Genomic DNA, 24608 nt, shown 5'->3' with positions numbered 1-24608 from the left:
CATTTCAGATTCCACAGAATGGCGACCGTTTTGGACTGTTTCTCCAAGAAGGTCGCCGGATACGCGATGGCTGATCATATGCGCACCGAACTCGTCATCGACGCGTTACGGATGGCGGCAGGCAGCGTCAACATCGTCGCCGAGGTCACGGTCTTTCATTCCGATCGTGGCACTCAATACCTATCGGCGGAGTTCGCCACTGTCGCAGAGGAATTGAAGATACTGCGATCCGTCGGCCGAACCGGAATCTGTTACGACAACGCGTGGGCGGAATCGTTCAACGGCACCTTGAAGAACGAGCGCGTACACCGCACACAATACCCCACCAGAGAATCCGCCCGAAAGGACATCACACGCTATATCGAGTTGCGGTACAACCAGATCCGGCTTCACTCGGCGCTTGGCTACCGAACACCGAACGAGGTAGAGTCCGAATGGCTCACACGGAATAGAGCAGCCTGAGAAACCAAATACTCACTGTCCGAAGACTTTACGGCCCCTCATACATGTTCATTGAGGACCGCAGCACTTGGAAGAAGCGGCCCCCAACCCGTGACGGGTCCTGTTCTGTCGAGAAATGATTCCGTGGACGCGACGGCCGAGGCCGCTGATGATTCAGTGGACGGCCGAGGGCACTTCGGCGCCGTCGACCCGCCCGGCAGTTGCCGCGTCATCGGCCCGGCGAGTCAGCAGATAGGTCACCGTGTAGAGCACTACCGAGAGAACAAGGACGATCAACTGTGCCGACTGCCTGGCGGCCGCCGGCACCGATGACACTTCCAGCAGCACGATGCCGACGATCGAAGGCACGATCCAGGCGATCAGGCCCCAGCCGATGCGCGGCATGCTCTCGTCGACAACCGGGCCGAACCGCCGGTCTCGCCTACTGAGCGCGAAATGCGTCAAAACCACACCGACCCATCCGATGACGAGCACGCCCTGCCAGTTCAGCGCGGTCTGCAGATAACTGAAGACATCGGTGAGCATCATCAGAAAGACGACGACGGCGACGGCGGTCACCCAGACGAAGCGGGGCAGACGGACCGAGGTGACCGTGCTGAGGATCCGCTCGAAATTCGTGCTCGACTGGTAGTAGTTCAGGGTGTTCACCCGCGTCTGCGAGATGACGATGAACAGCAGGCCGATCCATCCCAGGCTGGCCAGAATAGCCTGCACCACACCGGTTTCCGAGGCCGGCTCGGTGGGCAGCGCCAGCTGCACCAGGTAGATGCCGGCGAAGCCGTTGAGGATGAACAGCAGCAGGTAGAACACCCATCCGAAGGTGACGACCTCGTGGAACTTCTCGTCCTCGCGCCGGGCGAATCGCGCAAAGTCGATCGTCGTCGGCATGGTGATGTAGATGCCCATGTAGAGCACGAAGCAGAGGATCCAGCCGGGAAACGAACGACCTTCGGCGGGAACGACTCCGGAGAAGCTGAGCCAGTGCGAGCCGTGGCCGAACTTCACGCCCGCCGCGATCAGGATGGAGACGAGACCGACGAGGTAGAACGGCAGCAGGACACCGTTGAGCTTGGCCATCCACGACTGGACGCTGCCGAGCATGAGCGGCAGCATCACGACGACGATCACGGCATACCACAGCCGGATGTCACCGTGTTTGACGTAGCTCCGGAAGGCGACCGCCAGGGTGCTCGACTCGAATATCGCGTAGTAGAGCACGGTGACCGCAACGAGCAGGGCGGTGAGCAAAGATCCCCACCGTCCGAACAGGGATTTCGTCAATAGCGTCGAATTGACGCCGTGGCGAATTCCCAGTCGTGTCATCATGATGTTCGCCAGCGCGAACACCACGGTTGACAGCGCAATGGCAATCATCGCGTCGCGGGTTCCGTACAAACTCGCAGCGAGAGCGCCGTAGAACAGCCAGACCATCGCCGAGAGCAGGGACCAGTACGACATGGCGACTTGCCAGCGGCCGAGTCGAGCGTTGGAAGGCACCGGGTGCGCATTGTAGTTTTCATCGGCATCGGAATGCGGCGCGGACAGGGTCGGCATAACGCCTCCAGAATTTTCTAAGGATAGTAATACAACAAACTGTGTTCACAACTGTATACAATAAAGAATAGCGATCGAGATATGGATACGGAGAGCTTTAGGCTATCGGTATGTTCCTACCGGGTTGCAGGTTTCGCGAATGCATCACCGCGGCGGCCAGCCGTTTTTCATCGCACCGCAGCCGCGGCGTGGCGGCGCATTCCTCCGATGCGCGGGGGTGTCTGGCCGCATGCGGCCACTTCGCCGCCCGGACAGTGCGAGGCCGGCCTTGGCGGCAATGGCCGAGGTGGCGATCACCGTGGCCCGGTGGCCCGGGAGATGCTGTGTATAACCCCTCATCTCTTTTCTTTCTCGTATTTCCCGATCCAACACGACCGAGATCTTCGGCGGCTACCCGACAGATTTCCGTCGAGGTCACCACCAGCTGTTCAGGAAGCGCCAGAATTTTCTCCAGGAACTCTTCCCGGGGTGCACATATCTGTCCGCCGTGGGCTTGGGACAGGGCGTCGCAGCCCTCCGGCAAAGGCCCGGAGCGCATGTCCTCCAGGTATGGGCGCACGTTCCGGAACAAATATGGCAACGACAGAGACCATAGGGGCGCCGTCGAACAATTTCATCAGCGACGAGACCCGCTGCGACGCCGGTCGCTATTTCCGCGCGCAGGGCTCGGCCGACACATTGGCACGCTCGACAGCATTACCGTACTCGGCGCGGGCGCGAGCACTGTCCAGGTCGGTCTCCGGGCCGACCGCGCCCCTCCGTTGCCGGATACCCGGGGCCGGTGATGGGGCCCGCGGGAGCCCGCTCGGCGGGCGACCGGGCCCGACCGGCGCTTGGCAATCCGCGGCGACCGGTGTTGTACCGACCCACGATTCGAGCCCATCGGCCGCCGAATTGTCAACGTGAATCTCGGGTCCCGCGTGCCGGGAGTTCGGCATCGAGACTGGACCAGTCACCGGCGCACACCGCGTAGTCAAGTCGCCTCCAAAATGAATACACTTTTGTGTACAGTGCAGCATGCCCGACCAATCGGGCATCCGCAATACCCTTGCCATGTCGTTACTTCTGCGAAACGTCGCTTCACCACGTGGACATGTGGCGAGTGGATCGCGGAACGGGTGACGCACCGGCCGGGGCCACTCGCTCGGGGATACGGCCGAGGCTGTGATGATCGCTGCTCCCCCGACAATCCACGCCGCCGCATCGGCACCTGATGGCGCCTCGAGATGGGGCCGGCGAGTTGAGGCTGCGCCACGACGTGGAGCGTTCGTCGCTTACCGCCGATCTCCGAGGCTGACATCGACGAGCTGAAGCATTGCGGGGAGCAGGTCGTTTGCCAGTGGGTCGGCAGCGTCCTCGTCGATCGCTCCCTCCAGTGCGAGGGTGGTGTATCCATGCACGAGCGACCACACTGCGTAACTCTGCACCAGCGGGGGATCCTCCTCGGACGTCGGTGCGGCATCGGTGCCGCGTAGGACGCGATCCAGGGCGCGCAGGGCGCGGTGCTTCTGCTCGGCCAGTTCCGGATCGTTGTAGTCGAACTGCGTCATGCGCCACATGAGGTCGAACAGCGCGCGGTTGTCCCGCGCGAACGCAACATATTCGAGTGCGAGCGCCGTCACCCGCTCGCGCACATCGCGCCCGGAGAGCTCGACCGCCTCGAGGCGCTCGCACAACTGGCGGTAGGCGCGCGTGGCGAGCGCGCCGAGCAGCCCGCGTGCATCGCCGAAGTGGTGCTTCGGCGCGGACTGCGACACACCGGCCCGTCGCGCCGCCTCGCGCATGCTGAAGCCGGCGACGCCGCTCTCGCTCAACACATCCAGCGCGCTGTCGAGCAGCGCCGCGCGCAGGTTGCCGTGATGGTAGCGGTCGCCGGTCCTGGTCTCCTCGGTCATCATGATGCCTACATCTTGACAGTGAGTAGATCAAACGTAAACTACTCACTGTCAAGATGGCAGATCGATTGGGTGGACATGGCCGACACGGTTCTGGTTACGGGCATTTCGGGATTCATCGGCGGTCACATCGCCGCTGAGCTTCTGCGCCGCGGATATGCGGTCCGCGGGTCGGTGCGGTCGCCGGCCCGCGCCGACGAGGTGCGCGATGCGATGGCGGCGGTCGCCGACGACGCGTTGCTCGAGATCGTGCAACTCGACCTACTCTCGGACCAGGGCTGGTCGGCCGCGACCGAAGGGTGTCGTTTCGTGCAGCACGTGGCTTCCCCCTTCGTCACGACGAAGCCGAAGGACCCGAATGATCTGATCCGTCCTGCCGTCCAGGGCACGACCAGGGCGATCAACGCCGCGCTCGATGCGGGCGTGGACCGCGTGGTGGTCACTTCCGCCCTCGCGACGGTGCAGTACGCCCCGGCGCGAAAGGATCACCTCTTCACGGCATCCGACTGGACCCCGCTCGATCAGCGCGGGCTCGGCGCCTATGTCACCTCGAAGGTTCGGGCCGAGCGCGCGGCGTGGGACATCACCGAGCGACGCGGCGCGCGTGACCGCCTCGCCGTCATCAACCCGGGCGGGGTCATCGGCCCGCTTCTCTCCGACGACCCGGGAACCTCGGTCACGGCGATCCGGCAGATCATGGCAGGGGCGCTGCCGATGATTCCCGACCTGCGTCTCCCCTGGATCGACGTGCGGGATGTCGCCGACGCACATATCGAGGCCATGACCGCCGAGACGGCGGGCGGCAGCCGCACGATCGTCGCCACGGACCCGTCATCGCTCATCGAAGTCGCCGCGGTGCTGCGGGAGAGGCTGCCCGAGGCGAGCGGGAAGATGCCCACCCGCGCGATGCCGACCTGGCTGACCTGGGTCGCGAGCATGTTCGAACCTCAACTGCGTGACAACCGATGGCTCATCGGATTGGCGCAACGCTTCGACCGGGAGCCCGCCGAGGCACTCCTTGGCCGACCTCTCCGCTCGATACCCGAGACGATCGAGGAAACCGGCCGCAGCCTGGTAGAGCACGGACTCGTCTGAGCCCGAATCCCCTCGGCCGCCGTCGCTGCACTACCATCGAGGGACTCATTCGAGACGCCGACGCCGTACGCCTGCAACCCACCGAAGAGTTCCAATACCTGCTCAACGGACTACCCCACTGACCACCGCCGCCATCGACGCCAACGAAAGATTCCCGACCTGGGCCGCCGCACCGATCCAACCATCACCAGGACGCTCTGCCGGTCCACCAGCATCGACAAGCAGCGCCCGCCGCCAACAGCCCCATCGGACACAGGGAGTCGTAGCGCGAGAAATCTCGGCTTGGTCCCGTCGACGGCCGGGCGGACCAGCTCGTCCTCGTGCTTCGGGGCGGCGGGCGGGAACGGGGAGGCGGTGTGCACGATGTAGCGGCAACCTTCGACCCCTCGGCCCAGCCTTGGTCCGACTCCCCGATCGTGGGGCGGCCAGGTCGCGGACAGCGGCGAAGTTGTCCAGATTTCCGCCCGGTCAGGTGGAGGCACGGACGGTGAGCGACACCGGCAGCACCACCCGCTCGCCCGGGACCTGCTCGCCAGTGATCAGCCGCAGCAGGATCGCCACCATCGCGCGGATCTGTTCCCGGGGATCCTGATGCACCGACGTCAGCGGCGGTGTCGTTGCCGGGGCGAGGGTCGGGTGATCGTCGAAGCCGATCACGGCCACGTCGGCGGGGACCCGACGACCGAGCGCGGCCAGCGCCCGCAGCGCACCGGCGGCCATGGGGTCGCTGGCGGCGAACACCGCGTCGAGATCGGGGGCGCGGTAGAGCAGCCGGCGCATCGCCTCCTCGCCCCCGGCGATCGTGAAGTCCCCGGACTCGATCAGATTCCGCCCCCGCAGCCCGCGGTCGCGCATCGCGGCCCGCCAGCCGGCCAGTCGTTCAGCGGCGGCGGGGTGCTCGGCCGGGCCGGATACCGTCGCGATCCGGCGGCGGCCCTGGTCGATGAGGTGATCAACCGCGAGCCGGGCGCCGGCGGCGTTGTCGAAGTCGACCACGTGCCGGGCCCGCCGGCCACTATGGGTGCGGCCACCGAACACCACCGGGATCCGCAGCGCGCCCAGCGCGCCGGGCAGCAGATCACCGCGGTGCGGGGCGAACACCAATGCGCCGTCGACATGGCCGCCGTCGAGGAACCGGACCACGCCCGGCACATCGGCATGATTGTCGACGAACATCACCAGCAATTGCCCACCGTGTGCGGATAATTCGGCGTAGGCGGCGCGGATCACCGCACCGAAGTACGGGTCGTCGAGCACCTTCGCCTCCGGCTCCGACAGCACCAGTGCCATTGCTCCAGTGCGGCGAGTGACCAGCGACCGAGCTGCCAGATTGGCGGTGTAGCCCAGCCGGGCGGCCGCGGTGAGCACCGCGTCGCGCGCGGGTGCGCTGACGTAGCTGTCGTTGTTGAGAGCCCGCGACGCCGTGGACCGCGAGACCCCAGCGTAGGCGGCAACGTCCTCGAGCGTGGGCCGGTTGGGCTCGGGTCGAGCAGACACCCGCCTCACCTCCCGCCGATCGGACTGTCGATGCTCTCGAGATTACACATTTCCTGAGAGCGCTTCCACAGCTAATCTTTCGCCACTTCGACCCCATCGACATGCTCTTGACAGGCCATTGAGAGCGCGGTCACACTCTGATCCATCTCTGGGAGCGCTCCCAAGCATCTCGAGGTTGATCAGTGAGGAGTTCGAAGGTGCGACACATACTCCGCAAAGTGCTCATCACGTGCGCCGTGCTCACGGTCGGGACCGGCGCCCTCAGCGGCTGCGCCGGCGGTGACAGCGGCACCACTCTGACCGTCGCCACGTTCGGCGAGTTCGGTTACGAGAACCTGGTGAAGGAGTACCAGCAGGCCCATCCCGGCATCACCGTGACGCTGCGCAAGACCGGCCAGGGCGGCCCCTACCACCAGGACCTGCTCACCAAACTCGCTGCCGGATCCGGACTTTCGGACGTGGTCGCGATCGAAGAGGGGCACCTTTCCGACATTGCCGATAAGTCCGGCAAGTTCAACGACCTCGCCGCGATCGGCCCGAAGGACCTCACCCCCGCCCGCTGGCTGCCGTGGAAGTACCAGGAAGGAAAGTCCAAGGACGGCAAGTGGATCGGTTACGGCACCGACATCGGCCCCCTGGCCATGTGCTACCGCAAGGACATGTTCGCCGCGGCCGGGCTGCCGACCGACCCCGACGCGGTGAAACCGCTGTTCGCGACCTGGGACAGCTACTTCGCGGCGGGGCGGCAGTACGTCGCCGCCACCCACAAGCCCTGGTTCGATTCCGGCTCACAGGTTTTCAACTCCATGGTCAACCAGCTCGACACCGGCTACTTCACCACCGACGACACCCTCACCATCGGCAGCAACCCGCCGCTGAAGGCGGACTGGGACAAGGTGACCGCCGCCATCTCCGGTGGTGAGTCGGCCGAACTCACCTCGTTCAGCCCCGAGTGGCAAACCGGGTTCAAGCAGAGCGCCTTCGCCACCACGGTCTGCCCGGCCTGGATGCTCGGCGTCATCAAGGAGAACGCCGGTCCCGGCAACGCCGGGAAATGGGCTGTCACCGAAGCCTTCCCGGGCGGCGGCGGCAACTGGGGCGGATCGTTCCTGACCGTACCCAAGCAGAGCAAACACCCCAAGGAGGCCGCGGAGCTGGCGGCGTGGCTGACCGCGCCCGAGCAGCAGATCAAGGCGTTCCAGGTCAAGGGCCCCTTCCCGAGCCAGGTGCAGGCACTGCAGGATCCGGCGCTGCTGTCGGCCACCGACGACTACTTCGGCGGCGTGCACTCCGGCGAGCTGTTCGCCGCGCAGGCCACGAAGGTCGGACACGCGCAGTACAAGGGACCCAAGGACGGCCAGATCCAGGAAAGCGTCGTCAAACCCGCGCTCACGGCCGTCGAACAGGGCACCTCGCCGGCCGACGGCTGGAAGCAGGTCGTCGACGGCGCCGAGAAACTCGTCGGCAAGTAGCGGCCCGGCATGTTCTTCGCACGACGGTCCGACACCGCCCGATTCGCGAAGCTGGATCGCAAGCTGTCGCCCTACCTCTACATCGCACCATTTTTCGTGATCTTCGGGGTAGCGGGTGTGTTCCCACTGCTCTACACCGTCTACGTGTCGCTGTTCCACTGGGAACTGGGCACCGACCACCCCCGGTTCGCAGGCCTGGGCAACTATGGCACGCTGCTCGGCGACGACGAGTTCTGGACAGCGCTGCTCAACACCGTGAGCATCTTCCTGCTATCGAGCGGGCCGCAGATCGTGATCGCGGTACTGCTGGGTGCGCTGCTGGACCGAGTCACCCGCCTCCCTACGGTCTGGCGGACGGCCGTGCTGCTCCCCTACGCGGCCAGCCTGGTCGCCGTCGGCATCATCTTCGCCAACCTGTTCGGGCCAACCTACGGCCTGATCAACGCCCTGCTGGAGGTCGTCGATGTGCACCGAATCGATTGGCAGGCAAATAGATTCGCCAGCCACATCGCCATCGCGACGATGGTGAACTGGCGCTGGACCGGGTACAACGCGCTGATCGTGCTGGCGGCGATGAAGGCGATTCCCCGGGAACTGTACGAAGCGGCGATCGTGGACGGCGCCAGCGCGGTACGGCGGTTCGTCAGCATTACGCTCCCGCTGCTGCGGCCGACGCTGATCTTCATCATCGTCACCTCGACCATCGGGGGGCTGCAGATCTTCACCGAACCGAAACTGTTCGACGCCCAGCCGGGGTCCAACAACGGCGGCTCGAAACACCAGTTCCAGACCATTTCCCTGTACCTGTACCAGTCGGCGTTCGAGACTCAGCAGCTCGGCTACGCCGCCGCCATCGGCTGCGCACTGATGATCGTGATCATGGTGTTCGCGCTGTTCAATTTCCTGCTGACCAGGCGGCTGGCCGCGGGCGGTGAGAAATGAGGCGATCCGGATGGACCCGGCTGCGCGGCCTCTGGGTCTACGGGCTGCTGCTGGCGTTCGTGCTCGGTTCGGCGTTCCCGTTCTACTGGTCGTTCCTGGTCGCCAGCCGGGACAACGGGATGCTGGGCGACAAGATCCCGCCGCTGCTGCCCGGCGGCAACTTCTTCGCCAACGCGAGCCGGGCCGTGCACGCGGTGGCGTTCTGGAAGTCGTTGAGCAACAGCATGATCGTGTCCGGCACGGTGGCGGCGTCCATGGTGCTGTTCGCGACTCTGGCCGGATTCGCGTTCGCGAAACTCCGGTTCCGGGGGCGGCAGCCGCTGTTCCTGTTCGTCGTCGCGACCCTGGCGCTGCCCACTCAGCTGGGTGTCATCCCGTTGTACATCGCGATGTCGAAGTTGGGCTGGACCGGGCACCTGACCGCGGTGATCGTGCCGAGCCTGGTGTCTGCGCTGGGAGTGTTCTGGATGCGCCAGTACATCCTCGACGCGATTCCCGACGAGCTGGTGGAGGCCGCCCGCATGGACGGCTGCTCGATGATCCGTATCTACTGGCACGTCTGCCTGCCCGCGGTCCGCCCGGCGGCGGCGTTCCTGGCCATGTTCACGTTCATGACGGCCTGGAACGATTTCTTCTGGCCGCTGGTCGTGCTCGACGCCGACAACCCGACCGTGCAGGTCGCCATCGAGGAACTGCAGAGTGGCTACTACGTGGACTACTCGCTGGTCCTGGCTGGGACCACCCTCGCCACCATTCCGATTGTGATCGTCCTCGCCGCGCTCGGCCGCCAGATCGTGGCCGGCGTCATGCAGGGCGCCGTCAAGGGCTGACCCGAAAGGACGACCGTGACCCAGCTCCTTTTCCCTCCCGGTTTCGTGTGGGGGGCGGCGACCGCCGCCTTTCAGATCGAGGGGTCGACGACGGCCGACGGGCGGACCGACTCGATCTGGGATGCGTTCTGCCGCAGGCCCGGTGCCATCGCGGGCGGCGATACCGGTGAACCCGGAGCCGACCACTTCCGGCGGATGCACGACGATGTCGGGCTCATGGTCGAACTGGGCTTGAACGCCTACCGGTTCTCGGTCGCATGGCCGCGGGTGCGGCCCGACGGCGGGGCGGTGAACCCGGCCGGGCTGGCTTTCTACGACCGGCTTGTCGACGCGCTGCTGGCGGCCGGGATCGATCCGTGGATCACGCTCTATCACTGGGATCTGCCGCAGGCACTGGAGGAACGTGGCGGCTGGGCGAATCGGGATACCGCGCAGCGCTTCGCCGACTACACCGAGGCGGTGACCGGCGCACTCGGCGACCGGGTACGGCACTGGGGCACCCTCAACGAACCGTGGTGCTCGGCGTTCATGGGCTACGCCCAGGGCACGCACGCCCCCGGGCGCACCGAACCGGCGGCCGCGGTGGCGGCCACCCATCATCTGTTACTGGCACATGGCTTGGGGCTGCGGGTGATTCGTGAGTTGGTGCCGGACGCGCAGGCCGGATTGACGCTCAACCTTTATCCGGTGCGAGTGGCCGATCCCACCGACCCGGCAGACCTGGACGCGGCCCGCCGCATCGACGGGCTGCAGAACCGGATCTTCCTCGATCCACTACTGCGCGGGGCGTATCCGGAGGACATGCTGGCCGACCTGGCGCCGTTCGGTCTGCCCGAGCTGATCGGTGCCGACGATGCGAAACTCATCGGCGCCCCGATCGACTACCTGGGATTCAATTACTACCGTGACTATTTCGTCACCGCGAGACCCGACGGGACGGAGCCGGTACACACGCCGTGGGTGAGTGCCGAGCACGTCCGGTTCCCCGACCGCGGCCTGCCACGCACCGCATGCGGCTGGGACGTGGTGCCCGAAGGGCTGACCGAGCTGCTGTTGCGGCTGCATCGCGACTATCCCGGCATGCCGCTCTACATCACCGAATGCGGTGCGGCCTACGAGGATCGGATCGCCGCCGACGGCTCGATCGCCGACGATGCCCGGATCACCTTCCTGAACAGCCATCTTCGTGCCGCGCACACGGCGCTGGCGGCGGGGGTGGACCTGCGCGGGTTCTTCTACTGGTCACTGCTGGACAACTTCGAATGGGCCGAGGGATACGCCAAGCGGTTCGGCATCGTTCACGTTGACTACGAAACCCAGGTTCGCACACCGAAAGCCAGCGCCCAGTGGTATTCGCGGGTGATCGCCGAGCACGCCGTGCCGTGAACGGCCCGCACGGGGGTGCCGGAGCGTGAGGGGCCCCGGCACCCGCACGTCCGGTCCCGGACCAGATCCTGGTTCCGCCAGATCCCGGCCGACCGTGCCGGGATGACGGGACGGTATTGCTCCGACGACTTCGGGAACCGGTGCGTCCCGGGCGAATCCACCGCAGCTCAGTCGATCCGGACCGGTGTGACCAGGATCCGGTCGTGGCCGATAATCCGACGCGGGCCGGTGAGCTCGACGGACACGGTGCAGGGCAGGTCGGTGGCCGAGCGCCCGACAAAGATCTCGATGGTGCCCGGCTCGACGATGCGGTGCATATCTATACCGGTGAATCCGGTGCGGTCCGCGTGCAGGGTGAAGCTCACCCGCGCACTGTCCCCGGGCGCGAGCGCCACCCGGGTGAATCCGGCGAGCTCGCGTACGGGCCTGGTGACCTGAGCTCGGGTGTGGTGCAGGTAGAGCTGCACGGTCTCCGCTCCGGCGCGGTCACCAGTGTTGCGCACTCTCACCGAGACCTCGACCGTGCCGTCCGTCGGGATCGCGGAGTCACTCAGCGCCGCCTCCGAATAGGCGAATGCCGTATAAGAGATGCCGTGGCCGAACGGGAACAGCGGGGCCGGATCGAGATTGCTGATGCCCGCGCTGTTCCCGCCGAGCGGCGGCTGCAGATATGTGGTCACCGATCCGGGCGATCGCGGAATCTGCACCGGCAGACGTCCGGACGGGGTGATCCGCCCCGACACGACCCCGGCGATCGCGCCGCCGCCCTCCTCGCCGGGCATGAACGCCTGGATCATCGCGGCCGACCCGGTGTACCGGCCCAGCGCATACGGGCGCCCCGAGATCACCACGAGCACAACGGGTGTGGCGGTGGCGAGCAGCGCCTGCACCAGTTCCCCCTGCACGCCGGGCAGATTCAGGTCCTCGGCGTCACATCCCTCACCGGAGGTGCCGTGGCCGAACATTCCGGCCCGGTCGCCGACGACCGCGATGCACACATCGGATTCCCGCGCGGCGGCGACAGCCGCGCCGAAACCGGAGCGGTCGACCTCGCTGATCGGGCAACCGGGGTGAACCGCGATCGTCGCGCCCGGCAGCTCGTTTCGCAGCGCCTCGGCGAAAGATGATGCGGCGACACCGATTCCCAGGCCGGGATAGCGCGGCAGCACATGATTCGGAAAGGAATAACAGCCCATGAGCGCGAGCGGATCGTCCGCGCACGGTCCCACCACCGCTATGGTCGATGCCGATGCGGCCAGCGGTAGCGCGCCATCGTTGGCCAGCAACACCACCGACCGCTCGGCGATATCCCGGGCGATCGCCCGGTTCCCCGGCGAGTCGAGATCGACCGGCTCGGCGCGCGGCGTCCACCCCGCATCCAGCAAACCCTGTTCGGCCTTCTGCCGCAGCAGCCGAAGCACCGAGCGATCCACCAGTTCTTCGGATACCTCCCCCTCCTGAACCATTTTCAGCAATTCGTCGCCGTAGCACAGGGTCTGCGGCAACTCGACATCGATACCCGCGCGCAGCGCGAGCGCGCCCGCCGCGCCGGTGCCGTCGGCCACCCGGTGCATCGTCTCGAGGAAGGCGATGGCCCAGTAGTCCGACACCACCACACCCTCGAAACCCCACTCCTGCCGCAGGATTCCGGTGAGCAGCGCCGTATTCGCCGCCGCCGGAACACCATCCAGGTCGACATAGGCGTTCATCACCGACCCTGCCCCGCCCTCGCGGACCGCCATCTCGAAGGGCGGAAGGATGACATCGCGCAGCTCGCGCGGGCCGATCGATACGGGCGCATGGTTACGCGCGGCGCGGGACGCGGAGTATCCGGCGAAATGCTTCAGCGTCGCCACCACTCCCGAGTCCTGCAGCCCCCGCACATAGGCAGCGCCGAGAATGCCTGCCAGATAGGGATCTTCACCGAGGGTCTCTTCGACGCGCCCCCACCGGTAGTCCCGCACGACGTCCAGTACCGGCGCCAGTCCCTGATGTACGCCCACCGCACGCATATCCGCCCCGATCGCCCGCGACATCCGCTCCACCAGCGCGGGATCGAAGGTGGCGGCCCAGGCCAGCGCGGTCGGATATACGGTGGCGCCGAGGGTGGTGAACCCGGTCAGGCACTCCTCGTGCACCAACGCCGGGATACCCAGCCGGGTCCGCTCGACGATCTCGCGTTGCAGCGCGAGCAGGCGGTCCACCCCCGCGGCGGCACTGACCGGACCGGTGCCGAAAACTCTTGTCAGATGGCCAATTCCGTGTTCGGATGCGCCATCGGACCGAGACGATCCATCGGCGAAGACGTCCTGCATCGGCGCGACGTCGCCGCTGATCTCAGCGCTGCCCGGCCAGGCGCTGCCCAGCTGGGCCAGCTTCTCCGGCAGCGTCATCTCCGCCAGCAGCGCCCGCGCGCGCTCCCCGGGCGACAGGGAGCTGTCGTGCCAGAGCCGTACCCGTTGGTCATTCGCAGGCTCATTCATCGACGTCCTTGTACAGCTGCGGTCGAGTCGCGCACGACCAGCTGCGTCGCGAGTTCGACATGATGGGAATCCAGTGGTTCACGATCGATCAGCTTGAGCAGCGTGCGCACGGCGACCCGGCCCATATCCTGCAGTGGCTGGCGGATCACGGTCAGCGCGGGGGTTGCCAGGCGCGCGAGCACCGTGTCGTCGAACCCGACGACACTCAGGTCCTCGGGCACTCGCAGCCCGCGGCGGCGAGCGGCTTCGATGACACCCAGCGCGGTCTTGTCGCTGGCGCCGAAAACGGCCGTCGGCGGGTCGGCCAGACCCAGCAGCCGCCCGCCCATCTCGACGCCCGCGGGATAGTCGAATGCGCCGCCATGCAGCACGAGCTCCGGATCGTAGGCGACGCCGGCGCCCTCCAGCGCGGCGCGATAACCGTGCAGGCGCGCCTGCCCGGGCACGGATTGCGTTGGCCCGCCGACGAATCCGATCCGGCGGTGCCCCAGGCCCAGCAGATGCTCGGCCGCGGTGACGCCGCCGGTCCAGTTGGTCGCGCCCACGCTGGTGACCTCGGTGCGCGGGGAGTTCAGCGGGTCGATGACGACCAGTGACAACCCCGCCCGAGCGAAGGCCTCGACCTGCGCCAACGTCAGCTCCGAGGTGACCACGATCAACCCGGCGCGACCGTTGCTCTTGAGCCGCTGGGCCCACTGGTCCTGCGGCGTCAAGGGGCCGCCCCGGTCCGCGTCGCGCGCCCGGCCCACGACGACATCGACCGCCATCTCGGCCGCGGCCTCGGTGACGCCGCGAATGACCTCGAGCTCGTAGGGGCTGTCGAGACAGTCGAATACCGCGTCGATGGTGCGGGCGGGCTCGGCCACGCGCCGCCCGCGCTGCGGTACATAGCCGGACTCCTGCAACACCCCCTCGACCCGGGCCCGGGTGGTATTCGCGACGTCCGCGCGACCGTTGACGACCTTCGACACCGTCGCGAGCGATACCCCGGCGATGTCGGCCACCGTCGCCAATGTCACCTGCCTGCTCGGCACGTCGCCCACCAACTACCTCCAAATCGCAAATTTTCGACACACTTTACGCCGAGCTTTCTCGAATAAACAGCCCTTGACCGGCTCCGGTGCGCGGCCTATCTTCCGTCCATCGAGCTATTTACTTTCGAAAGTTTTCGAATCTTCAATGGGGAAGTGACATCATGGCGCTGCTCACTCGACGCACCGTCCTGCGTGCGACCGCCGCAACCGCTCTGCTCACCCTCGTCGCGGCCTGCGGCACCGCGGGCCCGGCCTCCGGACGCCCCAGCGCCTGGGCCCTCACCGGCGGCGACGAGCAGGTGTTCCGCAGTTCGTTCAGCAGCCAGGGAATCAACGGCCAGTTCTTCGGCAACGACGCCTACAAACAGAAGATCCGCTCCGCCGTCGGGTCCGGTCAGGCGCCGACGCTCATTTTCAGCTGGGGCGCGGCCGGCACGCTGAAGTCCTGGGTGAATGCGGGCAAGATCATGGACCTCACCCCGCTGGTACAGCAGGATCCGGCCTTGACCGGCCGGTTCCTGCCCTCGGTAGCCAAGACCGGCACCATCGACGGCAAAACCTATGCCGTACCGAACAACAGCATGCAGCCGGTCATGCTGTTCTACGACAAGGAGTTGTTCGACCGGATCGGCGCACAACCGCCCACAACCTGGGACGAATTGATGGCCCTGGTGCCGCGGTTCAACCAGGCCGGGATCGCCCCGCTGTCACTGGGCGGGCAGAGCAAGTGGCCGCAGCTGATGTGGGAGGAGTACCTCGTCGACCGCATCGGCGGGCCCGGGGTATTCGATGCGATCGCGGCCCAGAAGCCCGGCGCCTGGTCCGATCCGGCTGTGCTGCAGGCGAACCGGATGATCCAGCAACTCGTGAACGCGGGCGGATTCGTCAAGGGCTTCGATTCCATCGCCACCGACTCCAATGCCGACACCGCGCTGCTCTACACCGGCAAGGCCGCGATGTATCTGATGGGCTCCTGGGCCTTCCCGACGATCAAACAGGCCGATCCGGATTTCGCCGCGACCAAGCTGGGGTATACGACATTTCCGGCGGTTCCCGGTGGCAAGGGCGACCCCGCCGACGTGGTCGGCAACCCGGCGAACTTCTGGTCGGTGTCGGCCACGGCGAGCAAGGCCCAGCAGCAGGCGGCGGTCAAGTATCTGCGCGATGGTGACATGAACGAGGCCTACGTCGAGAACCTGCTCGCCGGCGGCTCGGTGCCCCCGGTCACGGGCATCGAGGCAAAGGTGGCCAAAGCTCAGGACCCGCAGTATCTTTCGTTCGTGTACGGCCTGGCGCGCCACGCACCCAGCTTCCAATTGTCCTGGGACCAGGCGATTTCGCCGGGGCAGGCAGATGCGCTGCTCACCGCGCTGGATCAGCTGTTCGGCCGGCAGATTACGCCGGAACAGTTCTCCACCACCATGAATGCCACCATCGGCAAGTGACGGAGACGCTGATGGCCACCCCGCGTACTCGGGTACCCGGCCGGGGACCGGCACGGACCGGCCCCCACCCGCTCATGGCCGTGCCCGCGCTGGCGTTCTTCACCGTGTTCGCTCTGCTGCCGATGGCCGGGGTGGTCGCGCTGAGCCTGCTGCGATGGGACGGCGTCGCCGCACCCGGCTGGACGGGGCTGACGAATTGGACTACCGCACTGCATGATCCGGTGACGTACCATGCGATCTGGTTGTCGGTGCAGGTGATGGTGCTCGGTTGGCTGTTCCAGACGCCGATCTCGCTGCTGCTCGGTGTGTTGATCGCGGGCCGCGGCTGGTACCGGTCGCTGCTCGGTGTGATGTATTTCGTTCCGCTGCTGCTGTCCTCGGCGGCGATCGCGATCGCCTTCAAGGCGCTGCTCGATCCGAATTTCGGCATGAGCCGCGCGTTCGGGCTGGGCATGCTGTCCCAGGACTGGCTCGGCGATCCGCAGCTGGCGCTCTATGTGGTGATCTTCGTGATCGGCTGGCAGTTCGTACCGTTCCACACGCTGCTGTATCAGGCTGGCGTGCGGCAGATCCCGGCGCAGCTGTACGAGGCCGCGCGGCTCGACGGCGCCGGGCGGGTGCGGCAGTTCGCCCACATCACGCTGCCACAGCTGCGCTATACGATCCTCACCTCGTCCACGCTGATGCTGGTGGGTTCGCTGACCTACTTCGACCTGGTGTTCGTGCTCACCGGCGGCGGACCGGGCAACGGGACCCGGATCCTGGCGCTGGACATGTACCTGCAGGGCTTCTCCAACAACGACATGGGACGCGCGAGCACCGTGGCGGTGCTGCTCGTGGTCGCGGGCCTGGTCCTGTCGCTGAGCCTGGCCCGGCTGGCCCGGTTCTCGCGCGGCAGCCAGCTGGACGGTGCGTGACATGGCTCCGAAGACACTGCGGGACAGCAACATTCCCGGCGGTCTGGCCGGCCTCGCCTGGCTGGCGATCGTGCTGGTTCCGGTGTACTACATCGTCGTGACCAGCCTGCGCGAGCAGCGCGGATTCTACGACGCCAATCCCCTGTCCGTGCCCACCCATCCGACCCTGAACAACTATATGCTGGTGCTGCGCAACGACTTTCCGCGCTACCTCGGCAACAGCGCGATGGTCACGATCGGCACGGTGGTCATCACGGTCGCGGTATCGCTGATGGCGGCGTATTTCGTGGTGCGCAGCCGGACCCGATTCGCCGGGTTCACCTATCGGGCGTTCCTGCTGGGGCTGGCAATACCGTTGCAGGCCACGATCATTCCGATCTATTACCTGATCACCCGGATCCACCTGTACGACACGCTACTCGCGGTGATCCTGCCGTCGGTGGCGTTCGCGATCCCGCTGACGGTGGTGATCCTGGCCAACTTCCTGCGCGACGTGCCGAACGAGCTGTTCGAATCGATGCGCGTCGACGGCGCCGGACACTGGCGAATCCTGTGGAGCCTGGTCCTGCCACTGGTCCGCCCGGCCGTGCTGACCGTGGCGGTGTACGACGGGCTCACCGTCTGGAACGGCTTCCTGTTCCCGCTGATCCTCACGCAGAGCTCGAATCAGCGGGTCCTGCCCATGGCGCTGTGGGCATTCCAGGGACAATTCCGGGTGAACATCCCCGCGGTACTGGCCGCCGTCGTGCTGTCCACGCTGCCCGTCCTCGCCCTGTACATCCTCGGTCGCCGCTATCTGGTTGCCGGGCTCACTGCCGGATTCGGCAGGTAAGCGGACCCCGACCTACCCGCGGATGGCGGCTCGAGCCCGGGGGTTCGCGCCGTTGCCGACCAGCCGCAGCAGGCGCGTGGTCAAGTGGTTGTGGCGGCGATGACCGTGTGACGCATTAGGGGCCGACTGCTCGCCGGAACGCCGGATGGGCTCGGGAATGGCGGACGATCAGGGCGCCCACACCGAGGTGACCTTCCAACCGGCCATCCCGTTCCTGGTCGAGTAATCGCGGCAGGCTCGTATTGCAACAGCGAATCTGCCTGACGCGCGGATACGGGTTGCCGACTATTGCCTGTAGGCCTGTGGAGGAGCAAGGTGAAGGGGCGCCGGTGGTGCGACCGCGCGGCGCGGCCCTCGAGCGGGAAGGGGGTGGATCGTGTACGCGCGTTCCACCACGATTCTGGCGCAACCCTCCGCGATCGACGTCGGGATCGCGTACGTGCGCGACCAGGTGTTGCCAGCATTGGAGGGCATCACAGGCTGTGTCGGTCTGTCTTTGCTGGTCGATCGCCAACATGGTCGGTGCATCGCCACCAGCGCGTGGGAGTCGGCGGAGGCGATGCACTCCAGCGCGGATCAGGTTCGCTCGATTCGCGATCGCGCCGCCGAGATGTTCGGCGGCGTGCGGATAGCGGAATGGGAGATCGCCGTCCTGCACCGCGAGCACCACTCGCGCCGCGGTGCGTGTGTGCGCGTTGCCTGGGCGGAGACCGCGCCGGCACGGCTGGATGCGGTAGTCGAGGCGTATCGGTCCCAATTCCTGGCGGACATGGAAACTCTCGAGGGATTCTGCAGTGCGAGCCTGATGATCAACCGCTCGTCCGGGCGTGCGGTCTCGTGTGCCGCATACGACAGTGCACGCGCGATGATTCGTGCCCGGGGCGCTGCTGCTTCGCTGCGGGCCGATGCCAGTCGGCGATACGACGCAGTGGTGATCGACACCGGTGAGTTCGAGTTGGCTCTCGCACACCTGCGCGTACCCGAACTCGCGTGATCCGGATCCGGCAGGGCCGGCGGATATCGGCTCTGCCGAGATCCGGGACCACGACCACACGGGCGAAGTCCCAGTGGCCGACCCCGTTGCCGGCGAGGCCCACAATCGCGAAGAGATCTGCTCCGGGCGGTGGGGCCGCTATCGAGACCGGGACCGGTTCGGGCACCGACAGGGAAGCCGATCATGTTCGAAGGGACGACGCACCGCGGCCGGCGGACCTCCAAGGTCCGCCGGCCGCCCCTCATCTGCCGGATCGAGCGGCAGGGTCGGTTGACACCAGCTGTTGCCGAGTGGTGCCGGTTGCCGTCAATTGCCGGTGACGCCCGGGGTTTTGTTCGCTTCGATCACGTAGGCGTCGGTGTAGGTCTTGGACAGGTCGATGTCCTTCGTCACGTGGCCGGCGTCCTTGTCGACGGCCAGGGCGGTCTGGGGTGCGCCGGCGGGCATCATGCCATCGGGCAGGAACTGGTCCTTGTCTCGTTGCAGGGCCGCGATGTAGTCCGTCTTGGTGATCAGGCCGTTGGAAACGAACTGTGGCGGAAGGTGATCGGCGATATCGGTGGCGCTGTGTGTGGCGATGTAGTGCATCGCGCCCACGAGGGCGTTGACCACCGCCTGGGTCTGTTTCTTGTGCGTGTCGATCCAGCTCGATTGAGCCAGTACCGCGGCGCCGGGATAGACGCCGCCGAACCACTGTTTCGCGCCAGCAGTGGTCGCGACGTCGACGGCGGGGGTAGCGACGCCCTTGTGCTGTAGCGCGGTCACGGTCGGCTCGGTGGTCATCGCGCACTGAATCCGGTTCTGCTGCAACGCCGATACGAGGGTGGAGCCCGCACCCACGCCGAGCCGGCTGAAGTCCTTCGTCGGCAGACCGGCGTGCGCGGCCAGGCCGAGGGTCAGATCGTCGGTGCCCGAGCCAAGGTCGGTGACGCCGATGGTTTTGCCCTTGAAGTCGGCGGGAGTGTACACTGCGGAGTCTTTGGCGCACATCACTCGTTCGCCCGGCGCGCCGCTGAGTTGGGCCACCGAGATGATGTTCTTGCCGGCCTGTTGGAAGTTGATGGTATGCACGTACCAGGCTCCGGCCATGTCGACCTGCCCCGAGGCCAAGGCGTCCTCGGCGCCGACGCCGCCTTGCTGTTCGGTGCTCAACTGCATGTCGACCCCGAACTTCTTGTACAGGCCCAGCCCTTCGGCGAGTTGGTAGGGCAGATAGATCTGTTTGTCGATGCCGCCGACCATCATGGTGACCGTCGGCAGGCCGTTGCTGTTGTTGCTGCTGCCGCCGCAGGCGGTGAGGGTGACGGCGAGGCCGGCCGCAGCGGCGGCCCCGAGCACACGGAGTGCGGTTTTCATGGGTGTTCCTTCGATGAAAAGCGTTGGGAATCAGTAGAAGTCACGGTCAGATGCCGGCGGATGCGGCTGGTGTGGCGGGTCGCCAGGCCAGCAGCCGGTTCTCCACTCGGGTGATGAGGAATTCCGCGGTCAGCGCGATGATGCCGATGATGATCATGGCCGCGAACACCCCGTTGGGGTTGAAGTTGTTCTGCGCGGTGGAGATCACCAGCCCCAATCCCTTTTGCGAGCCGAGGAATTCGCCGACGATCGCGCCGATCACCGAGAAGCCGAAGGCGACGTGCAGGCTGGCGGTGATCCAGGTCAGCGCCGAGGGCAAGACCACGTGCCGGACGATGTGCCAGCGCGATGCGCCCAGTACCCGGACGTTGGCGAGCAGATTGTGATCGACCTCGCGCACCCCTTGGAAGGCGTTGAAGAACACCACGAAGAACACCAGAACCGCGGCCAGCATCACCTTCGACGCGGTGCCCAGCCCCAGCCACACCACGAAGATCGAACCGAGCACGATGCGCGGCATCGCATTGAGCGCCTTGATATATGGACCCGCGACGTCGGCGAGAAACTGCACCTGACCGAGCAGGATGCCCGCGACGATACCGGCGGCGACGCCGTAGGCGAAGCCGAGCAGCGCCTCCTTCATCGTGATCCAGATCTGCTCCCACACCGAGCCGTACTGGGTGCCGTGCTCGATCCAGTCGATCAGGGTGGACACGATGCCGCTGGGCCGCCCGAAGAAGAAGGGGTCCAGTACCTTCCAGCCGGTCAATACCTGCCAGCCGCCGACCACCACGACGAACACCGCGACCCGCGTGGCATTCACCTCGATCGCGCGCCTGCGCGCATTGCGGCGGGCCGCCACGGTGAGGTCGATCTCGCTGGTGACATGACGGATATCGCTCTGCAGTGCGGCGAGCGCGGATTCGGGCTGTGCCTGTTCCCGAGCTGCTTGTTCCCGCGGAGTCATGGTCGTGGCCCTTCCTGCGGTGCGGCGGTCTGTGCATAAGCCTGTTCGACCTCTTCGCGTAGCGACTGCCAAATCTGTTGGTGCAGTTCGAGAAAGCGCGGCTCGAACCGGATCTCCTGCACCGCGCCGCGCGGCCGCGGCAGGTCGATCTCGTAGCGGGCCTTGACCGTGCCGGGGCGGGCTGTCATCACCACGACCACATCGGCCAGCGCGATGGCCTCCTCCAGGTCGTGGGTGATGAAAACGACCGTGGGCCGGGTCTGTTCCCACAGCGCCAGCAGCTCGTTGGACATGATCGCCTTGGTCTGCACGTCCAGCGCGCCGAACGGTTCGTCCATCAACAGGATCGACGGCTCGTTGATCAACGCCGCCGCCAGGCTCACCCGCTTGCGCATACCGCCGGAGAGCTGATGCGGGTAGTGGTTCTCGAAACCGGCCAGGCCTACCCGGCGAATCCAATCCCGGGCAAGCTGGTGGGCCTGCCGTTTGGACAGGTGCCGGAACATCGGCCCGAGTCCGACATTGGCGAGCACACTCTTCCACGGCAGCAGTGCATCGGCTTGGAACATGAAACTGGTGCCCGGCGTAATGCCCGAGACAGGCGTGCCGCCGACCCGCGCCGCGCCCGCGGTCGGCCGGTCCAGCCCGGAGATCATGCCCAGGGTGGTCGATTTCCCGCAGCCGGTGGGGCCGACGATCGCGCAGAACGTACCGGGTTCGATGGTCAGGTCGACATCGTGCAGCGCGGTGAACGCCTCGCCGGTCGGGCTGGTGAATCGTCGGGTGACCCCGGACAGTTCTATCCGGGCGTCGGAAAAGGTCGCCGGTGGGGGTTGGGTGGTTCGAGCGAGCATCGCATCGTCTCCTGAACTGGTGGAGCTGGTGATACCGCTCGACTATCGAGGGTGAACCAGGTCACGTCGACCTTTTCGGCGACGGTTCACCCTTTGTGCGACTTACGCGCATTTCTGCACATAAAGCTCACTGATCGGACGGCGAACCATGCATTACGATCCCGGGAGTGACGCCCTTCACACGCCGGCGCCGTGGCTGGCGTATCTCGACCCAGGTACTCGTTCTGCTGCTCGGCATTCTGTTCGTGTTCGCGGGCGTCGACGGCTATCTTTCGCTGCGCGACGAAAGTCAGGAGCTGGACCGCGACGCCGGTACGAACTCGCTGACCATCGCGCGCATGGTTGCCGCGGACCCCGTTGTGGCGCAAGGGCTTTCCGCATCGGATCCCGCGCGGGTGATCGATCCGATCGCGGAAACCTTCCGGCGCACCACCGGCGCCACCTTCGTCGTCGTAGCGGACCGACGCGGCGTGCGCTACTCGCACCCCGATCCGGCGTTGATCGGCACATCACTGCTCAACGACCCGGGCGAGAACCCGGACGCCGTCCTGACCGGTGGCACCTACATCGGAGTGCAGCACGGGTCCATGGGCCGGTCGGTGCGTGCCAAGGCGCCGATCCGCGACGCCACCGGCCAGGTGATCGGGCTGGTATCGGTCGGCACCCGGGTACAGGACGTACACCGGAACCTGTGGTCGCGGCTGGTGCAGAGTTTCCTCCCCCCGTTACTGGCGCTGGTGCTCGCCGTGATCGGCGCGCTGCTGGTCGCCCGGCGAATCAAACGCCAGACCTACGGCCTCGAGCCCGCGGAGATCACCGCCATGCTCGAACAGCGCGAAGCCATGCTGCACAGCACCCGCGAGGGACTGATCACCCTCGACCTGGAGGAGCGGGTCACACTGGTCAACGACGAAGCCGAGCGGCTGCTCGGTATCGATCGGGCGGTCGCCCTCGGCGAACTCTTGGCGGATCTCGTGCCGGCCGGACGTGTGCGGGAGGTACTGGCCGGACGAGTCAGCGGACGGGACGAGATCATCCTTGTCGGCGACCACATCCTGGTGGTCAATCACATGCCGGTGGAGGTGCGCGGGCGGCCCGTCGGCGCCGTGGTCACCCTGCGTGACCGCACCGAACTCGACGAGTTACTGCGGGAATTGAACGACACCCGCTCCCTGGCCGACGCGCTGCGCGCCCAGGAACACGAGTTCGCCAACCGGTTGCACGTCATCGGCGGACTGATCGAGCTGGGCCGTTATCAGGATGCGGTGGACTTCATCGACCGCACCTCGCTCGTGCACCAGCAACTGGCCTCGCGCGTGGTCGAGGGCGTCGGTGACCCGATACTGTCGGCGCTGTTGCTCGGCAAGGCCGCGGTTGCGTCCGAACGCGGGATCGAGCTGACGGTGTCGACCACCGGCACCCTGCACGACGAACTCGACGGCGTCGAGGGTTTGGTGACCGTACTGGGCAACCTGATCGACAACGCGCTGGAATCCGCCCACGCCGGAGGCCGGGTCCAGGTCACCATCGTCGTCCGCGACGCCGAGCTCGAGTTCCGGGTGCACGACTCCGGGCCAGGCATCGATGAATCGTTGTCGCAGGAGATCTTCCGGCACGGCTACACCACCAAGGCCGCCCGGGCCGCCGACCGCCGCCGCGGCCTCGGGCTGGCGCTGGTCAGCCGGGAGGTACACCGCCGCGGCGGCCGCATCGAGGTACGCAACGACGGCGGGGCGCTGTTCACCGTCGTCACCCCGTTGCGATACACCAGCACGACAGCGCAGGACCGATCATGATCCGCACGCTCGTCGTCGATGACGACCCCTTGGCGGTGTCGGTGCACCGCCAATTCACCGAGCGCGTCGACGGGTTCCAGGTGATCGGCGAGGCCACCACCGGCACCGGCGCCCTGCGCGCGGTCGCGACTTTGACGCCGGATCTGATGCTGCTGGACATGTACCTGCCGGATCTGGGCGGCATCGAGGTGCTGCGCCGAATCCGGGCAGCGCGTACCGCGGCTGTCGACGTCATCGCCATCACCTCCGCCAAGGACGTCGAGATCCTGCGCTCGGCAATGCATTTGGGTGTCGTGCACTATGTGGTGAAACCGTTCACCTTCCGGATATTCCAAGAGCGGCTGGCCAGCTACGCCGCCGCCCGCACCCAACTCGATCACATGCGCACACCCGCGCAGACCGACATCGATCGGCTCTACGGACGACTGCGCAGCAGCGGCGCGGACTCGCTACCGAAAGGGATCTCCGCGACCACCCTCACCCACGTCTCCGCCCTGCTCCGCCGAGCCCCCCGCGGGCTCACCGCCACGGAGTTGGCGACCGCCGCCGGATTCAGTCAAGCCGCCGCCCGCCGATACCTGAAGTTTCTGCACGACAACGGAACTGTGAACATCGCCCTGCGCTACGGCGCAGCCGGGCGACCCGAACACCTCTATCACTGGGCCGAACACGGTGCCAAGGAGTGAACTCGCGGCTTATGGATCGCTAGCTCCGATTACCCGCCCTGGTGCCAGACTCACGACACCCTCGTCCGGTCGTCCGGACAGCGCGGAGTGCGGACGATCGTGATCAGATTC

At 66.4% G+C, this 24608-nt stretch carries 19 protein-coding genes and 1 pseudogene; 12 read left to right on the top strand and 8 right to left on the bottom strand.

The features are described from left to right. Window positions 1–15 precede the first annotated feature (15 nt). A pseudogene (locus NM2_RS24285) lies at window positions 16–462 on the top strand (IS3 family transposase); the annotation flags it as partial. 153 nt (window positions 463–615) lie between these two features. On the opposite strand, the gene NM2_RS24280 reads toward NM2_RS24285, so the two are convergent. Both NM2_RS24280 and NM2_RS24275 read right to left on the bottom strand, forming a co-directional pair. Beyond that, window positions 616–1959 carry a purine-cytosine permease family protein gene (locus tag NM2_RS24280; RefSeq protein WP_245718186.1) on the bottom strand — a complete coding sequence of 448 codons (1344 nt, stop codon included), beginning with the start codon at window positions 1957–1959 and terminating at the stop codon, window positions 616–618. Between the two features lie 1331 nt (window positions 1960–3290). After that, window positions 3291–3914 carry a TetR/AcrR family transcriptional regulator gene (locus tag NM2_RS24275; RefSeq protein ID WP_084531506.1) on the bottom strand — a complete coding sequence of 208 codons (624 nt, stop codon included), beginning with the start codon at window positions 3912–3914 and terminating at the stop codon, window positions 3291–3293. 75 nt (window positions 3915–3989) lie between these two features. Between NM2_RS24275 and NM2_RS24270 the strand changes: the two genes are divergently transcribed. Continuing rightward, window positions 3990–5006, top strand: coding sequence for an NAD-dependent epimerase/dehydratase family protein (locus tag NM2_RS24270; RefSeq protein WP_067673167.1), 1017 nt, complete (start codon window positions 3990–3992; stop codon window positions 5004–5006). A gap of 468 nt (window positions 5007–5474) precedes the next feature. On the opposite strand, the gene NM2_RS24265 is transcribed toward NM2_RS24270, so the two are convergent. Next, window positions 5475–6503 carry a LacI family DNA-binding transcriptional regulator gene (locus NM2_RS24265; RefSeq protein ID WP_067673165.1) on the bottom strand — a complete coding sequence of 343 codons (1029 nt, stop codon included), beginning with the start codon at window positions 6501–6503 and terminating at the stop codon, window positions 5475–5477. 197 nt (window positions 6504–6700) lie between these two features. Between NM2_RS24265 and NM2_RS24260 the strand changes: the two genes are divergently transcribed. The 4 genes from NM2_RS24260 to NM2_RS24245 are packed head-to-tail and all read left to right on the top strand — an operon-like array spanning window position 6701 to window position 11133. Beyond that, a complete protein-coding gene (locus tag NM2_RS24260) occupies window positions 6701–7975 on the top strand; it encodes an ABC transporter substrate-binding protein (RefSeq protein ID WP_218025977.1) in 1275 nt (424 codons plus the stop codon). 9 nt (window positions 7976–7984) lie between these two features. Continuing rightward, window positions 7985–8917: a carbohydrate ABC transporter permease gene (locus tag NM2_RS24255; RefSeq protein WP_067673163.1), complete on the top strand. Its 933-nt coding sequence runs from the start codon at window positions 7985–7987 to the stop codon at window positions 8915–8917. After that, window positions 8914–9747 (top strand): carbohydrate ABC transporter permease, encoded by an 834-nt coding sequence (locus NM2_RS24250; protein ID WP_067673161.1) that lies wholly within the window; start codon window positions 8914–8916, stop codon window positions 9745–9747. The genes NM2_RS24255 and NM2_RS24250 overlap by 4 nt, the downstream gene beginning before the upstream one ends. Window positions 9748–9762: 15 nt before the next feature. Then, window positions 9763–11133, top strand: a complete 1371-nt coding sequence (locus tag NM2_RS24245; RefSeq protein WP_067673159.1) for a GH1 family beta-glucosidase — start codon at window positions 9763–9765, stop codon at window positions 11131–11133. Window positions 11134–11300: 167 nt separating this feature from the next. Here the strand turns inward: NM2_RS24245 and NM2_RS24240 are convergent, their stop codons facing one another. Next, a complete protein-coding gene (locus NM2_RS24240; RefSeq protein WP_067673157.1) occupies window positions 11301–13616 on the bottom strand; it encodes a glycoside hydrolase family 3 N-terminal domain-containing protein in 2316 nt (771 codons plus the stop codon). Then, window positions 13613–14659 (bottom strand): LacI family DNA-binding transcriptional regulator, encoded by a 1047-nt coding sequence (locus tag NM2_RS24235; protein ID WP_067673155.1) that lies wholly within the window; start codon window positions 14657–14659, stop codon window positions 13613–13615. The genes NM2_RS24240 and NM2_RS24235 overlap by 4 nt, the downstream gene beginning before the upstream one ends. A gap of 152 nt (window positions 14660–14811) precedes the next feature. On the opposite strand from NM2_RS24235, the gene NM2_RS24230 reads away from it, so the two are divergent. From NM2_RS24230 to NM2_RS24215, 4 genes are all read left to right on the top strand, one after another. Beyond that, the gene (locus NM2_RS24230) at window positions 14812–16095 is read left to right on the top strand and encodes an extracellular solute-binding protein (RefSeq protein ID WP_067673153.1); all 1284 of its coding nucleotides are present in this window, start codon (window positions 14812–14814) and stop codon (window positions 16093–16095) included. Then, the gene (locus NM2_RS24225; protein WP_218025975.1) at window positions 16092–17012 is read left to right on the top strand and encodes a carbohydrate ABC transporter permease; all 921 of its coding nucleotides are present in this window, start codon (window positions 16092–16094) and stop codon (window positions 17010–17012) included. The genes NM2_RS24230 and NM2_RS24225 overlap by 4 nt, the downstream gene beginning before the upstream one ends. Window position 17013: 1 nt before the next feature. Beyond that, window positions 17014–17844, top strand: coding sequence for a carbohydrate ABC transporter permease (locus NM2_RS24220; protein WP_067673151.1), 831 nt, complete (start codon window positions 17014–17016; stop codon window positions 17842–17844). 376 nt (window positions 17845–18220) lie between these two features. Further along, window positions 18221–18838 (top strand): hypothetical protein, encoded by a 618-nt coding sequence (locus tag NM2_RS24215; RefSeq protein ID WP_067673150.1) that lies wholly within the window; start codon window positions 18221–18223, stop codon window positions 18836–18838. Window positions 18839–19144: 306 nt separating this feature from the next. Here NM2_RS24215 and NM2_RS24210 read toward each other — a convergent pair whose 3' ends face one another. The 3 genes from NM2_RS24210 to NM2_RS24200 are packed head-to-tail and all read right to left on the bottom strand — an operon-like array spanning window position 19145 to window position 22015. Continuing rightward, complete coding sequence (locus NM2_RS24210) at window positions 19145–20194, bottom strand: ABC transporter substrate-binding protein (RefSeq protein ID WP_067673148.1); 1050 nt, start codon at window positions 20192–20194, stop codon at window positions 19145–19147. Between the two features lie 46 nt (window positions 20195–20240). After that, on the bottom strand, window positions 20241–21161 hold the full coding sequence (locus NM2_RS24205) for an ABC transporter permease (protein ID WP_084531505.1): 921 nt from the start codon (window positions 21159–21161) through the stop codon (window positions 20241–20243). Then, window positions 21158–22015 carry an ABC transporter ATP-binding protein gene (locus NM2_RS24200; RefSeq protein WP_067673146.1) on the bottom strand — a complete coding sequence of 286 codons (858 nt, stop codon included), beginning with the start codon at window positions 22013–22015 and terminating at the stop codon, window positions 21158–21160. The genes NM2_RS24205 and NM2_RS24200 overlap by 4 nt, the downstream gene beginning before the upstream one ends. Before the next feature lie 167 nt (window positions 22016–22182). Between NM2_RS24200 and NM2_RS24195 the strand changes: the two genes are divergently transcribed. Further along, window positions 22183–23811: an ATP-binding protein gene (locus tag NM2_RS24195; RefSeq protein WP_084531504.1), complete on the top strand. Its 1629-nt coding sequence runs from the start codon at window positions 22183–22185 to the stop codon at window positions 23809–23811. After that, the gene (locus tag NM2_RS24190) at window positions 23808–24497 is read left to right on the top strand and encodes a response regulator (RefSeq protein WP_067673145.1); all 690 of its coding nucleotides are present in this window, start codon (window positions 23808–23810) and stop codon (window positions 24495–24497) included. Before NM2_RS24195 ends, NM2_RS24190 begins: the two co-directional genes overlap by 4 nt. The last annotated feature ends 111 nt before the right edge of the window (window positions 24498–24608 follow it).

It is taken from the genome of Nocardia miyunensis NBRC 108239, from assembly GCF_001613065.1.
Taxonomy (GTDB): domain Bacteria; phylum Actinomycetota; class Actinomycetes; order Mycobacteriales; family Mycobacteriaceae; genus Nocardia; species Nocardia miyunensis.
Note: the sequence above shows the minus strand (reverse complement) of the source record. Positions and strands in the feature narration are given on the sequence as shown.